Origin of the sequence: Rhizobium sp. ERR 1071, assembly GCF_007828675.1 — a bacterium.
GTDB classification, from domain to species: Bacteria; Pseudomonadota; Alphaproteobacteria; order Rhizobiales; family Rhizobiaceae; genus Rhizobium; species Rhizobium dioscoreae.
Genome location: NZ_VITM01000011.1, coordinates 76,285 through 90,809 on the forward strand (window position 1 = coordinate 76,285; position 14,525 = coordinate 90,809).

Here is a 14,525-nt window from a genome sequence, read left to right on the forward strand (position 1 = left end):
TCCCGTCGCGATCCGGGGTAGTGTGTTGGACCGCTGGGCGTCGTCTTGCGGCGACGGGCGCTATATGGCCTAACCATTTTTCAAATGCAACAGGGAAATGACGAGTTCGCGAAGAAAAATTGCATCTTCTTTTCGCGAACCATTGGAAAGCCCGGAAACGCCGGGCTTTGTCGTCTCGAAGATTGCAATGAAATTGTGGGCGACGTATCAGGGGCGAACCATTTTCGATTGCGAGACGCCATGACCGAGACCAGCCCGAAAAACCGCGACGATCTTTTCCGATTCCTGGATGGGCTCGGTATCAGCCATACGACCAAGGATCATGCTCCGGTCTTCACCGTCGCCGAATCGGTATCGCTGCGCGACGAAATTCCGGGCGGCCATACGAAAAACCTCTTCGTGAAGGACAAGAAGGACAATTTCTTCCTGCTGACCGTCGAGGAAAACGCGACGGTCGACCTGAAGACCGTGCACACGCTGATCGGTGCGGCCAGCAAGGTGTCCTTCGGCAAGCCGGAAAAGCTGATGGAATATCTTGGCGTCATCCCGGGCTCCGTCACGGCCTTCGGCGCGATCAACGACATCGCCAACAATGTCACCTTCGTTCTCGATTCCGAGCTGATGGCGCATGACATCGTCAATTGCCATCCCTTGTCGAACGATGCGACGACGTCGATTGCCAGCGGTGATCTCCTGCGCTTTATGGAGGCGACGGGTCATACGCCGCTAGTCTTGAAAGTGACGAGCTAACGTACGATTTTAGCGCTAAGATTATAGCGGTCGGCTTCTCTTCGGATTGTCCGGTCGCTTTGGCCACTTCATGGAGCGTGCTGGCAGGCGAACCTCGTCGTCTCGTCTGGAGATCATGCTTCTCACAAAATCAAGGATGCCGGCAGGCGGGAGACACTCATGAGCGGTTCGAACAATCCCTATAACGCTTCCTTCGGCGGGCAGATGTCGGCCTCGGCATCCTTCGGCGCCACGCCAGCCGCTGGCGGCGCTTCGCCGATCAAGGATACGACGACAGCGACCTTCGCCAAGGACGTTATCGAGGAATCGCGCAACCAGCCGGTGCTGGTCGATTTCTGGGCGCCCTGGTGCGGCCCGTGCAAGCAGCTGACGCCGGTGCTCGAAAAGGTCGTCACCGAGGTGAAGGGCCGCGTCAAGCTGGTCAAGATGAATATCGACGATCATCCCTCGATCGCCGGCCAGCTCGGCATCCAGTCGATCCCGGCCGTCATCGCTTTCGTCAACGGCCGCCCGGCCGATGGCTTCATGGGTGCGGTGCCGGAAAGCCAAGTTCGCCAGTTCATCGATCGCCTCGGCGGTCCCGCTGGCGGCGACGATCCGGCAGCCGAGATTGCTGCCGTTCTGGAAGAGGCAAGCGGCCTGCTTGTCGCCGGCGACGTCAATGGCGCGGCCGAGCTTTTTGGCGCGGTGCTGCAGGCGGACCCGGAAAATGCCAAGGCGCTCGCCGGCATGGCCGAATGCATGATCGCCGCCGGCCAGAGCCAGCGCGCCCGCGAGGCGCTGGCCGATCTGCCGGAGACGCTCGCCAACGATGCCGGTATCCAGGCCGTGGTCAAGAAGCTCGACCAGATCGACGAAGCCCGCAAGCTCGGCGATCCCGTGGCGATCGAACGGGAGCTGGTATCCAATCCCGACAATCACGAGCAGCGCATCAAGCTCGCCAAGATCCGCAATGTCGAAGGCAAGCGCGAGGAGGCGGCCGAGCATCTTCTGACCGTCATGCGCAAGGACCGCAGCTACGACGATGACGGCGCGCGCCGCCAGCTTTTGGAATTCTTCGAGGTATGGGGTGCCAAGGATCCCGCCACGATCGCGGCGCGGCGCAAGCTTTCCTCCATTCTGTTTTCATAACGGGTCGGTTGTCCTACGGGCATGGCGATCGCGCGGAACCTTCCGGGCGATCGCTTGTTAGAGGCCGTCCTATGTATCCGGCAAACGACTCCCATCGGCGTTTTCATCGAAAATGCTCTTGTGTTTTCGGCAGACGGGCTCACATTGTCGGTGACGCGGCGCGAAAAGGGGCGATGACCGCGAATGTGTGTCGTTCCTGCGCGGCCCACTGCGGCGCGCAGCGCGTCGGGGCGATCTAGCGGGATGGAAAAGATGCAAGTCGGCAATGCGAGATATCTGAAGCCGGGCGATCTGCCCGAATCGGTGGTCGTCTTTCCCTTATCCGGCGCGCTGCTGCTGCCCGGGGCGCAACTGCCGCTCAATGTCTTCGAGCCGCGCTATCTCGCCATGTTCGATGCGGCGATCGCCGGAAATCGTTTGATCGGCATGATCCAGCCGGCGCTGGGAGAGCCGCCGGATTCGTCCAATCTGGCGCATGTCGGCTGCCTCGGACGTATTACCTCCCTCTCGGAGACCGGCGATGGGCGTTATATTGCCGCACTGACGGGCATATGCCGTTTCCGGCTGATGGATGAAATCACTGCCCACCAGCCCTATCGCACATTCCGCATCACCCCTTTTATCTCCGACCTGAAATCCCATCATGAGGAAGGCACGGTCGATCGCCCGGCACTGCTTTCGGCTTTCCGTGCCTATCTGGAGGCCAACAGGCTGGAGGCGGATTGGGAAAGCGTCGAGCGGGCCGACAACATGATGTTGGTCAATTCGCTATCGATGATGGCGCCCTTCGATCCGGCCGAGAAACAGGCCCTTCTCGAGGCGCCCGACCTGAAGACCCGGGCAGAAACCTTCATCGCCATCGTCAAGATCGTGCTCGCCGGCTCCGGCGACACCGATTCCCTGCTGCAGTAGGAGTTTCAGATGGATGTCACCGTCAGCAAGGTCGACCCGAAACTGCTCGATCTTCTCGTCTGCCCGCTGACCAAGGGGCGGCTGAGCTACGACCGGGAAAAGAACGAGCTGATCTCGGAAAAGGCGCGTCTCGCCTATCCGATCCGCGACGGCATTCCGATCATGCTGATTTCGGAGGCAAGACGTATCGAGGATTGAGGACCGTGCCCCTCTGGTACTGTGGAGTAGAGGCCGGCCGTTTCTCTCAGAGATCAATGGAATGGCGACTTTGCGTCTCCAAGGCGGTCAGACAAAGTGGCGCGCGCCAAGCGCCTTAGCTGCCTTTGAGGCGAATTAGGCATATTGGCGCGCGATCCCGGCGCCGCCACTGCGGTGGTGGCCGTACCACAATTTAATTGAGGGAGACAGACGTCGGAGCATGCGCGGTAACGAGACACGCAATCAGCACTTTGTGTCGCAGGTTGAGCAGAGGCTCAACGCGAGCAACCCGAACAGCACCGGCGGTAATTTCCGGATCTACTCGTTTCGCATCGCGGATCGAGAGGCTTCCAGGATTGAGCTGGAGAACCCCCGCGGGCGTGCGATCGTATCGACCTTGTCGATGCTTGACCTCTTCAGCTTCGACGTGCCGGGAGGCGGACCGCTGCGCATGAACCTCGAGGCGCTGTTCCACAAGTACGAAGCGAAGGTCGAGATTCATACCAAAGGCCTGCTCGAAAAGCTGGCAGCGGGCAGCACGGACATCAAGACTGAGCTTATTGACTTGTTCGCCGTAAAGCTGCTGAACTTCATCCGCAATCCCTTCTGCATCCAGAAGGTGTTGAACAGCTTTCCCGGCGTTGGACAGTACGAACCGACCGATCCGGAACTGTTAGCTGTCTATCGACGGATCGTCAACGGACAGAAGCCGCACCAGGCTCACCTGTGCCGGCAACTCGACGTATCGCAGGAGACCTATGTCGAGTGGCTCCGGCTGATCTTCGTTCTGTTGATGCAGATCGGGGATGACCGGACGAACCTGTTCGAAGGCATGATTAAGGCGCTATTTGAGGCGCGCGACACGCAGGCTGCAGCCTTTGTCTGGATCTACGACCAAGACGTCTGCCTGCTTTCGGATCGAAGCTACTGCCAGCCCATTCCAGACGGCGCGCACATGGCGATGTCCTTCAATCTGTGTTCCAGCGCCTTCGCGGACTACGTTTTCGCCGACGCTGCGACCTTGGTCGAAGGTCGCGCTGCGCCTGCATTTGGGGCGAGTGCCTTAGCCGCTTGGCGGCAGCGGTCCCAGGCCACAATCAATGTGACGGTGACGAAGAACAATCGTCCAATGCTGGCCCGCTACAATCGGCAAATCATCGAGCAGGCGCGCGAACGAGTCTACTGTGCGGAGAAGGCTGGCATAGTGCTGGCGTAGCCAGCCTAGTGCAGATTAATGGCGGCTTTCCAAAACATTTGGCGCCTGAAACCTTCCGGTCCTCTCCCGACCATTCGCAGACATCTGCGGCGAATTACACCTCTTCCAATTTGCTGCGCTTCAGATCGCCTCACCAGCCAACAGCCGCGGATTATTCCTTGCAGTCGTCCCCGCTGCCTGGCCGATGAAGAAGGATTTGAGGCTGGGCAGGCGGTTGACGATCCCTAGTCCGAAGTCGCGGGCGATGCGCAGCGGCGTGTTGTCGTTGGAAAACAGCCGGTTCAGCACGTCGGTCGTCACCCCCATGCGGAAGGTGTCGAAGCGGCGCCAGGTCTGGTAGCGTTCGAGGGTGTTGATCGAGCCGATATCGAGGCCGAGGCGGTCGGCCTCGACGATGGTTTCGGCAAGGGCCGCCACATCCTTGAAGCCGAGATTGAGGCCCTGGCCGGAGATCGGGTGAATGCCGTGGGCGGCATCGCCGGCCAGCGCAAAGCGCGGCGCGACGAAAGCGCGGGCAAGCGTCAGGCCGAGCGGGAAGGCGCGGCGTTCGCCGATCGTGCGCAGTGCGCCGAGCTTGTGGCCGAAGCGGCGCTCCAGTTCCTCTTCGAACAAGAGATCGTCGGAAGCCACGAGCCGTTCGGCGTCGGGGGTGCGCTCCGTCCAGACGAGCGAGGAGCGGTTGTTCTTCAAGGGCAGGATGGCGAAGGGGCCGGAGGGCAGAAAATGCTCCTCGGCGCAGCCGCCATGCGGGCGCTCATGCTCGACGGTGACGACGATGCCGGACTGGCCGTAATCCCAATTGACGGTCTTGATCCCAGCCATGTCGCGCAGCTTCGAGCGCACGCCGTCGCAGGCAACCAGAAGCCGCGTTTCGAGCGTGCTGCCGTCCGAAAGGGTGAGCGTGGTCTTGTTGTCGTCGGTGACGAAATCCGTGGCGCTGAGGCCATGCTTGATCGTAATGCCAAGACGCTCGCAGGCGCCACGGAGCGCGCCAACCATGGTGAGGTTCGGCACCATGTGTGCGAAGGGCTGGCCGTCGGCCACTTCGCCGTCGAAGGTGAGAAAGACCGGGCGGACGGGATCGCCTGTGCGCGAATCGGTGACGATCATGCGGGTGATCGGCTCGGCCTCCGGCGCGATCTCGTTCCAGACGCCGAGGACTTCAAGCATCTTGGAGGCAGCGGCGATGATCGCCGATGCGCGCATATCCTTCTTCCAGGCGGATTCCGGTGCGGCTTCCACGATCATGACATCGAGGTGGGGGGCTGCCTGCTTGACTGCGACCGCTGCGGCAAGACCCACATATCCGCCACCCACTACCAGCATGTCCAACATAGCGCTTCCCTGTGTCTTACTGTCACGTCCTGCTCTATATAGAGCATCCTGTTGACGGTTCCTACCATGGGAGTTCAAGCAAAATGTCGCGAGAGACCGAGAAGCTCACCCCGATGGAAACCGTACTGGCGACACTGGATCTCGAAACGATCGAGATGAACCTGTTTCGCGGCAATAGCCCGCAGGTCGGCTGGCAGCGCGTCTTCGGCGGGCAGGTCATCGGCCAAGCCTTAATGGCGGCGCAGCGAACGGTGGATGGGGATCGCTTCGCGCATTCGCTGCACGCCTATTTCATGCTGCCCGGCGATCCCTCGGTTCCGATCCTCTATCAGGTCGATCGCCTGCGTGACGGTTCGAGCTTCAATACGCGGCGTGTACTGGCCATCCAGCACGGCAAGGCGATCTTTGCGCTGACGGCGTCCTTCCAGGTCGACGAGCCAGGCTTCGATCATCAGGGCGACATGCCCGACGTGCCGATGCCGGAAGAACTGATGGACGAGGAGCAGGTGAAGCAGCGCTATCTTGCTCACGCGCCGGAGAATGTCCGCCGCTATTGGGAGCGCAAGCGGGCAATCGAGATCCGGCCCGTTTCGATCGAGAGCTATTTCTCGCGCGCGCAGCCGAGCCAGCGGCAGAATATCTGGGTTCGCCTCACGGGGCCGGTGCCGGATGACCGGCTTTACCAGAATGCCGTGCTCGCCTATCTCTCCGACATGACGCTGCTCGATGTTTCCCTGAATGCGCATGGCACATCGGTACTGGATCCGACCGTCCAGGTGGCGAGCCTCGACCATGCCATGTGGTTCCATCGTCCCTTCAAGCTCGACGACTGGCTGCTCTACAGCCAGGAGAGCCCGAGTGCCTCCGGCGCCCGCGGATTTACCCGCGGCAGCCTGTTTACGCGATCCGGTATCCTGATTGCGTCGGTAGCGCAGGAAGGGCTGATTCGTAAAAAGGCAAATGCTTAAATTTGTGGCAAATTTATAAATTTGCACTTTATTTGTGCGGCTCTCACAATGAGAAATGCCGCTTTATTGGGTCTGTGCAATAAAACTGTTTTATTTCAACACGTTATAAATGTGTCACGAATCTGGCACGTCCTTTGAATGTATATGGCCAGTCGCTGCAGAAACACTCGTCGGCGGCAAGGAGAGTCGGCTCCGTGCCGAGGCTAACAAAGGATGGGAAACCAGATGAAAATTGTGATGGCCATTATCAAGCCGTTCAAGCTCGATGAGGTCCGTGAGGCCCTCACGGCTGTCGGCATCCAGGGCCTGACTGTGACCGAAGTGAAGGGTTACGGGCGCCAGAAGGGGCATACCGAGATTTATCGCGGCACCGAATATGCCGTCAGCTTCCTGCCGAAGCTGAAGATCGAGGTCGCAGTCGCATCCGAAACCGTTGACAAGGCCGTCGAGGCCATCGCGTCGGCAGCCAAGACCGGCCAGATCGGCGATGGCAAGATCTTTGTCTATTCCATTGACCATGCCGTACGCATCCGTACGGGCGAAACCGATTCAGAAGCGCTGTAAGACACGGCGGATCAGGGAGTTATTTGCATGTCATTTTCTAAGCTTTCCTCCGCCTTGACACGGGTGGGTGCGCTTTCTGCGGCCTTGCTTGCGCCGGCGATCGCCTTTGCGCAGGAGACCGCTCCGGCTGCAGCCGCTGCGACCGCCGCCGCACCGGTTCCGGACAAGGGCGACACCGCCTTCATGTTCATCTCCACCATTCTCGTGCTCTTCATGCTGGTGCCGGGTCTGGCGCTGTTTTACGGCGGTCTCGTCCGCGCCAAGAACATGCTCTCGGTTCTGATGCAGTGCACAATGATCGGCGCGGTCGTGATGATCCTTTGGGTTCTCTACGGCTATTCCTTCGCCTTCGGCGGCGGTTCGAGCCCTTATTGGGGCGGCACGGCCAAGATGTTCCTGTCGGGCGTCTCGACTTCGACGACGGCATCGACCTTCACCAAGGGCGTGGTCATCCCTGAATTCATCTTCATGCTGTTCCAGATGACCTTTGCCGCCATTACGCCGGCGCTCATCATCGGCGCCTTCGCCGAGCGCATCAAGTTCGGCGCAGCCGTGCTCTTCTGCGCGCTGTGGGCGACCTTCGTCTACTTCCCGATCGCTCACATGGTCTGGGATTCCAACGGCATGCTCTTCAAGATGGGTGCACTCGACTTCGCCGGCGGCACCGTCGTTCACATCAATGCCGGTATTGCAGGCATCGTCGGCGCCATTCTCGTCGGCAAGCGCGTCGGCTTCGGCAAGGACATGATGGCTCCGCACTCCATGACGCTCACCATGGTCGGCGCATCGATGCTCTGGGTCGGCTGGTTCGGCTTCAATGCCGGCTCCAACCTCGAAGCTTCCGGCGGCGCGATGCTCGCAACCGTCAACACCTTCGTCGCAACGGCAGCCGCCATCATCTCCTGGTCGCTGGTCGAAACCTTCACCCGCGGCAAGGCTTCCATGCTCGGTGGCGCTTCGGGCATGGTTGCCGGCCTCGTCGCCATCACGCCTGCAGCCGGCATCGCCGGTCCGATGGGCGCTATCGTCATGGGCCTGATCGTCTCACCGCTCTGCTACTTCTTCGTCTCGGTCGTGAAGAACAAGTTCGGTTACGACGATACGGCTGACGTCTTCGGCGTACACTGCATCGGTGGTATCTTCGGCGCCATCGCAACCGGCATCTTCGCCAGCGCCTCGCTCGGCGGCGTCGGCTATGCCGATGGTGTCACGATGAGCAGCCAGGTCGTTGTCCAGCTGACCGCCGTCGTCACGACAATCCTGTGGTGCGGCATCGGCTCGGCTATCCTCTACAAGGTCGTCGACGTCATCATCGGCCTGCGCGTCGCTCCGGAAGCCGAACGCGAAGGCCTCGACCTCGCCTCGCACGGCGAAGCCGCCTACCACAATTCCTGATCGGAGCTTGCGAAACCGGAGCAAACTCTCCGGTTTCGCTCAACATCCCGTCGCGTCCTATTTCATCGCAAATAGGCGCCCTTGGCCCGGACCTTGGTTCGGGCCCTTTTCGTTCGTGCACAGCCATTTTTCTTCAGACGACAGGCGATTCATGAGGTTGGCGTGCATGGTTAACATGCCATTAACCCTCCTCTGATTAGGTATGGCTAACCTGCCGGCGAGTGGGCATGGACCGATTCGTTTGCGCTTTGGACAGGAACGGGGCTGGATATCATGGGCAGAAGCAATTCGGCGGCGTTGAGCGGTCGCCCCGACCGTTTATCGCTTTCGAGCGTGGTTTGGCGTCAGATCAAGGGGCTGACAGGTTTCGCGATACTGTTCCTGCTGGCGCTTGCGGTTGCAGCGCTGGCGACCTGGAACGTCATGGACCCGAGCTATTCCTACGCAACTGCCAATGCGCCGACCAACCTGCTCGGTTTTCCCGGCGCCGCTTTTGCCGATATCATGATGCAGTCGCTCGGCCTCACCTCGATCCTGGCGATGCTACCCGTCGTCGCCTGGGCCTTCGCGCTGATTGCCAACCGCAAGCTTCATCGTGTGCCCTCGCGCCTCGGCGCCTGGTTCGGCGGCTGCATCGTCGCGGCCGGCTCCATCGCCTGCTTCCCGGCGCCGCCCACCTGGCCGATTCCTAACGGTATCGGCGGTGTCGTCGGCGATCTTCTTCTGCGTCTTCCAGCCCTCTTCATCGGTACCTATCCGAGCGGTGTCGTCGCCATCATCATCGGTTCGGTCCTCGCCGTTCCGGCCATTTGGCTCATGCTCTTCGCCTCGGGCGTCATCGGCGAAAACCTCGTGGAAGACGAAAGTGATGAGGACGATTACGAGGAAACCCGCAGCCGTGCCCGCCGGGTCGGCGATGAGGACGAGGATGACGACCGTGGCGGTTTCCTCGCCAATTTCATGGCCTATGGTGCGGTCATGCATGCCTGGTACAACACGCAGGCTCGCCTGCGCCGGCTGTTCGGCATGGGGCCGCGCAAGCGCCGCGACCATGCCTTCGATGCGCCTTATGATTTCAACGACGACGAATTCGGTACGCTGAACGAGCCGGTGCGCGCCAAGGCACCCATGGCTCGGGGCGACCGTCTGGAGCCGTCCATGGATGGTCCGGCGCGCCGCGTCGTTTCCGCGCCGTCGATCAGTCTCGGCGATGACGAGGATGAAGACGAGGATTCGATTTATGATCGCGATCCGCGGCGCCCGGCCGATATCCTGCCTGACGATGAGGATGACGAGTGGCCGTTGGCCCCGGCTGCTCCAAAGGGAGCCGCTGCCGGCCATCGCGTCACTCCGGCCGCGCCGCGTCCGAAACCGGGTGCGCGGGCGGAACGCGAGGCGCAGACCTCCTTCATCCGTCCCTATGGCTTCCAGCTCCCCGCCGTCCATCTGCTTGCCGAGCCGAAGGCCGTCGCCCGCGATGCGACGCTCTCGGCCGATGCGCTGGAGCAGAATGCCCGCATGCTCGAAGGCGTGCTCGAGGATTTCGGCGTCAAGGGCGAGATCATTCACGTCCGCCCCGGCCCGGTCGTCACGCTCTATGAGCTGGAGCCGGCGCCAGGCATCAAATCGTCCCGCGTCATCGGCCTTGCCGATGATATCGCCCGTTCGATGAGCGCGATTGCCGCCCGTGTCGCCGTCGTTCCCGGCCGCAACGCCATCGGCATCGAGCTGCCGAACTCGACGCGCGAAACGGTCTATCTGCGCGAGCTCATCGCCAGCCGCGATTTCGAGACGTCCAAGGCGAAGCTTGCCATGTCGCTCGGCAAGACGATCGGCGGCGAACCCGTGATTGCCGATCTCGCCAAGATGCCGCATCTGCTCGTGGCCGGCACCACCGGCTCGGGTAAATCCGTTGCGATCAACACCATGATCCTGTCGCTGCTCTACCGCATGACACCGGAGCAGTGCCGCCTGATTATGATCGATCCAAAGATGCTCGAACTCTCCGTCTATGACGGCATTCCGCATCTGCTCTCGCCCGTCGTCACGGATCCGAAGAAAGCCGTCGTTGCGCTCAAATGGACCGTCCGTGAGATGGAAGAGCGCTACAAAAAGATGTCGAAGATCGGCGTGCGCAACATCGACGGCTTCAATACGCGCGTCGAGCAGGCCGTCGCAAAGGGTGAGGCGATCAGCCGGACCGTGCAGACCGGCTTCGATCGCCAGACCGGCGAGGCGATCTATGAGACGGAAGAATTCGACCTAAAGCCGATGCCCTACATCGTCGTCATCATCGACGAAATGGCCGATCTGATGATGGTCGCCGGCAAGGATATCGAAGGCGCCGTGCAGCGTCTGGCGCAGATGGCGCGTGCCGCCGGCATCCATGTCATCATGGCAACGCAGCGTCCGTCCGTCGACGTCATCACCGGCACGATTAAGGCGAACTTCCCGACCCGCATCTCCTTCCAGGTGACGTCGAAGATCGACAGCCGCACCATTCTCGGCGAGCAGGGTGCGGAACAGCTGCTCGGCATGGGCGACATGCTCTACATGGCCGGCGGCGGGCGCATCCAGCGCGTTCACGGCCCCTTCGTCTCCGATGGCGAGGTGGAGGATATCGTCGCCTATCTGAAGACGCAGGGCGCACCGCAATATCTCGATGCCATCACCGCCGATGATGACGAGGATGATGACGGCCACGGTCCGGTTGGCACGTCCAATCTCTCCGATTCGGAAGATCCCTACGATCAGGCTGTTGCGATCGTGCTGCGCGACGGCAAGGCTTCGACCTCCTATATCCAGCGGAGACTGGGCATCGGCTACAATCGTGCAGCGTCGCTGATCGAGCGCATGGAGCAGGAAGGTGTGATCGGCCCGGCCAACCACGCCGGCAAACGTGAGATCCTCGTTCCCACCGAAGCCGATATTCTCGATCGCTGAGGCAATCAGCCTTTCCGTGTCGCATATCCCGTCTATGTTCAGGGAAATTTGATTGCCGCCCCTTACCGGCCTTGGGCCGTTGCGCCATGAAGACGCCGATTTTGCGCGCCATGGACGAAGCATGAAGGAGAATTCGATGACGAAATTTGATGCGCAGCCGTCTAGCCGACTGTCCCTGACCCGCCGGCACCTACTCGGCGCCGTGCTCGCCGTCGGCGGGGCAGGCGCTCTGCCGGTTTCGGCTTTCGCGCAGGCTCAAGCACAGACGCAGGCAGCTGCAGCGACCCTCAATCCCGGTATCGCCCAGGCCATTGCCGATCATTTCTCATCCATCAAGTCGATGAAGGGCGGTTTCCTGCAGATCGGACCGCGCGGCGATCAGATGAGCGGCGCATTCTTCATCCAGCGGCCCGGCAAGATGCGTTTCAACTACGATCCGCCGTCGCGCATGCGCGTAATCTGCGACGGCAATAACGTACAGGTCATCAACGACCAGACGCAGACAAGAAATATGTATCAGCTATCGAAGACGCCGCTGAGCCTGCTGCTCGCCAACAAGATCGACCTTTCGGCCGACATGGTGCGCAATGTCGATTCGCAGCCGGATCTGACCAAGATCACGCTCGGCAACCGCACCGTTTTTGGCGATTCGACGATCACGATGATCTTCGATTCGAAAAGCTACGACCTGCGCCAATGGACCGTTATCGATCCGCAGGGCAAGACAACCGATGTTATCATCAACAACGTGAAGACGAACGTCGCCTTCGACGACAGCGTTTTCCGCATCGACTATACGCGCTGACGGTCGACTCCATCCCGAGCCATAGATAAGCGGCGAATGGCGCTTTTCTTTCCACTACAGCCGGTCTAAAGCCTTACGCTGACCGGAGAGAGCGGTGATTCATCGAATCGCCGAGTCGCTCCGACTGTCTGTTTTGACGCAATTCCGGACGGAAAACCGCTGCGCACTTTTCCTCGAATTGCTCCAAGGAAAAGGCTCGGGTATGGGATTTTCGATTGCGACCTGGAATATCAATTCGGTGCGGCTGCGTATGCCGATCGTCGAGCAGTTCGTCATGCAGGCCCGGCCCGATATTCTCTGCCTGCAGGAAACCAAGGTTCCGAACGAGCTTTTCCCCCATGCGCCGCTCCGGGCGCTTGGCTATGAGCACATCATCATTCATGGCCAGAAGGGCTATCATGGGGTGGCCATCGCATCGCGTTTCCCGCTGACCGAGGATCATCGCCAGGATTATTGCAATGTTGGCGACAGCAGGCATATCTCGGCCATCTTCGAGCGCGGCGGCCGGCGCATCCGCCTGCACAATTTCTATGTCCCGGCGGGTGGCGATGAGCCGGATCGAACGATAAATCCGAAATTCGGCCACAAGCTTGATTTCATCGAGGAGATGAAGAAGCTGCATGCCAATGCCGAGCAGAACACCTCTGCGATCCTCGTCGGCGATCTCAATATCGCTCCGCTGGAGCACGACGTCTGGTCGCACAAGCAGCTCCTGAAGATCGTCAGCCATACGCCTGTAGAGACCGAAGGGTTGCTCGAGGTGATGAAACGCGGCGCTTGGCTCGACCTGATGCGCCAGCAGGTGCCGGAAAGCGAGAAGCTCTATACATGGTGGAGCTATCGCGCCAAGGATTGGGAGGCTGCCGACCGCGGTCGCCGCCTCGACCATATCTGGTCCTCCTCCGATCTGGGTCCGCATCTGCAGCGGATCGAGATTCTGAAGGCGGCGCGCGGCTGGGATCGTCCGTCCGACCATGTGCCGGTCGTGGCGCATTTCAATCTCTGAAGCGGGATTGAACTTGCTAGAGCGTTTGCGCTTTTCTTTGAATCGCGAAAACGCTCTATCCTTTTGTATTTACGCAATTCCGGACGGAAAGCCGCTTCATACTTTTCCTGGAATTGCTGTCAGGAGAAGCGGCCGAGCATTGCGGCTGCCTGCCTGGCAAGGGCGGCGAAGTTTTCGCGGATACGGTTCTGGATCAGCAGGCCGGCGTCTGGATATTCCTCGATCAAGCGGTGAAAGAGGGCGCGGGTGATGCGGATCACGTCGGATTCTTCGGCGGCAACGGCCGTGTATTTCCGCTCTACCAAGGTCACCATCGCCAGTTCCGAAAGCATGGTGCCTGCCTGGACCACCGCTTCCACCTGTGTCTGGCCGTTTGCATCGATGGTGCTGAGCTCGAAACTGCCGCGCGTGATGACATAGGCGCATTCAGCGGGCGATTTTTCCCGGAACAGCGTCTGGCCCTCATTCACATGGCGGCGGTCGGCGCCGAAGGCGATCAGCCGCAACGGCTCATCGCCCATGCCGTGAAACAGCGGCAGTTGCGACAGCAGTCGGATATCGTCGTTCAGCGCCATCGATCGCCTATGGAATGATCTTGTAGCCGCCGTTTTCCGTGACAAGGATTTCGGCGTTGGAGGGATCGCGCTCGATCTTCTGGCGAAGGCGGTAGACGTGGGTTTCGAGCGTATGGGTGGTCACGCCGGAATTGTAGCCCCAGACCTCTTCGAGAAGGATATCGCGGGTCACGACCTTCTGGTCGGCGCGATAGAGATACCGGATAATGGCGGCTTCCTTTTCGGTGAGCCGGATCTTTTGTCCGTCTTCCGTGGTGAGCAGCTTCTGGCTTGGCTTGAAGAGGTAGCGTCCCACCGTGAAGGTCGCATCCTCGCTCTGCTCGTGCTGGCGCAATTGTGCGCGGATGCGGGCGAGCAGGACGGCGAAGCGGAAGGGCTTCGTCACATAGTCGTTGGCGCCGGCTTCAAGCCCGAGGATAGTGTCGGAATCCGTGTCATGCCCCGTCAGCATGATGATCGGCGCCTTGAAGCCGTTCTTGCGCAGCAGCTTCACGGCTTCGCGGCCATCCATATCGGGCAGGCCGACATCCATGATGAGGAGATCGACGGGTACGGTGCGCGCGGTCTGCACGCCTTTTCCGGCGGTCGCCTCCTGCAGGACGTTGAATTCCTCGTAAAGCGATAATTGCTCGACCAACATTTCACGCAGGTCGTTATCATCGTCCACCAGGAGAATGGTGCGTGCGGTCATGCCGTTCGGGTCCTCGTTCTAATCCCACTTAAGTCC

Annotated in this window: 14 protein-coding genes; 11 read left to right on the forward strand and 3 right to left on the reverse strand. The window is 60.4% G+C overall.

From position 1 onward, the window contains the following. The first annotated feature begins 240 nt into the window (after positions 1-240). The 5 genes from FBZ99_RS27215 (at position 241) to FBZ99_RS27235 (ending at position 4,207) form a co-directional block, all read left to right on the forward strand. Positions 241-750, forward strand: coding sequence for a prolyl-tRNA synthetase associated domain-containing protein (locus tag FBZ99_RS27215; RefSeq protein ID WP_145635942.1), 510 nt, complete (start codon positions 241-243; stop codon positions 748-750). A gap of 159 nt (positions 751-909) precedes the next feature. After that, positions 910-1,881, forward strand: coding sequence for a thioredoxin (gene trxA, locus FBZ99_RS27220; RefSeq protein ID WP_145635945.1), 972 nt, complete (start codon positions 910-912; stop codon positions 1,879-1,881). 252 nt (positions 1,882-2,133) lie between these two features. Further along, on the forward strand, positions 2,134-2,793 hold the full coding sequence (locus FBZ99_RS27225; RefSeq protein ID WP_113330883.1) for an LON peptidase substrate-binding domain-containing protein: 660 nt from the start codon (positions 2,134-2,136) through the stop codon (positions 2,791-2,793). A gap of 9 nt (positions 2,794-2,802) precedes the next feature. Next, positions 2,803-2,991, forward strand: a complete 189-nt coding sequence (locus FBZ99_RS27230; protein ID WP_037154712.1) for a Trm112 family protein — start codon at positions 2,803-2,805, stop codon at positions 2,989-2,991. Between the two features lie 220 nt (positions 2,992-3,211). Next, positions 3,212-4,207, forward strand: coding sequence for a hypothetical protein (locus tag FBZ99_RS27235; protein WP_145635948.1), 996 nt, complete (start codon positions 3,212-3,214; stop codon positions 4,205-4,207). 120 nt (positions 4,208-4,327) lie between these two features. Here FBZ99_RS27235 and FBZ99_RS27240 read toward each other — a convergent pair whose 3' ends face one another. Next, entirely contained in the window at positions 4,328-5,542 is a 1,215-nt protein-coding gene (locus FBZ99_RS27240; protein WP_246661211.1) for a ubiquinone biosynthesis hydroxylase, read from the reverse strand. A gap of 83 nt (positions 5,543-5,625) precedes the next feature. On the opposite strand from FBZ99_RS27240, the gene tesB reads away from it, so the two are divergent. The 6 genes from tesB to FBZ99_RS27270 all read left to right on the forward strand — a co-directional run bounded on the left by tesB (position 5,626) and on the right by FBZ99_RS27270 (position 13,223). After that, positions 5,626-6,510 (forward strand): acyl-CoA thioesterase II, encoded by an 885-nt coding sequence (gene tesB / locus FBZ99_RS27245; protein WP_113352933.1) that lies wholly within the window; start codon positions 5,626-5,628, stop codon positions 6,508-6,510. Positions 6,511-6,723: 213 nt separating this feature from the next. Next, positions 6,724-7,074: a P-II family nitrogen regulator gene (locus FBZ99_RS27250; RefSeq protein WP_015341499.1), complete on the forward strand. Its 351-nt coding sequence runs from the start codon at positions 6,724-6,726 to the stop codon at positions 7,072-7,074. A gap of 27 nt (positions 7,075-7,101) precedes the next feature. Next, positions 7,102-8,469: an ammonium transporter gene (locus FBZ99_RS27255; RefSeq protein WP_113330874.1), complete on the forward strand. Its 1,368-nt coding sequence runs from the start codon at positions 7,102-7,104 to the stop codon at positions 8,467-8,469. A 273-nt stretch (positions 8,470-8,742) separates the two neighbouring features. Continuing rightward, positions 8,743-11,412 carry an FtsK/SpoIIIE family DNA translocase gene (locus FBZ99_RS27260; RefSeq protein ID WP_145635954.1) on the forward strand — a complete coding sequence of 890 codons (2,670 nt, stop codon included), beginning with the start codon at positions 8,743-8,745 and terminating at the stop codon, positions 11,410-11,412. 136 nt (positions 11,413-11,548) lie between these two features. Next, positions 11,549-12,217 (forward strand): outer-membrane lipoprotein carrier protein LolA, encoded by a 669-nt coding sequence (locus FBZ99_RS27265; protein WP_145635958.1) that lies wholly within the window; start codon positions 11,549-11,551, stop codon positions 12,215-12,217. 202 nt (positions 12,218-12,419) lie between these two features. Further along, positions 12,420-13,223: an exodeoxyribonuclease III gene (locus tag FBZ99_RS27270; protein WP_145635961.1), complete on the forward strand. Its 804-nt coding sequence runs from the start codon at positions 12,420-12,422 to the stop codon at positions 13,221-13,223. Between the two features lie 119 nt (positions 13,224-13,342). Here FBZ99_RS27270 and FBZ99_RS27275 read toward each other — a convergent pair whose 3' ends face one another. Further along, entirely contained in the window at positions 13,343-13,798 is a 456-nt protein-coding gene (locus FBZ99_RS27275; protein WP_145635963.1) for a cyclic nucleotide-binding domain-containing protein, read from the reverse strand. A gap of 7 nt (positions 13,799-13,805) precedes the next feature. Further along, positions 13,806-14,489, reverse strand: coding sequence for a response regulator transcription factor (locus FBZ99_RS27280; protein WP_092717256.1), 684 nt, complete (start codon positions 14,487-14,489; stop codon positions 13,806-13,808). Positions 14,490-14,525: the final 36 nt, after the last annotated feature.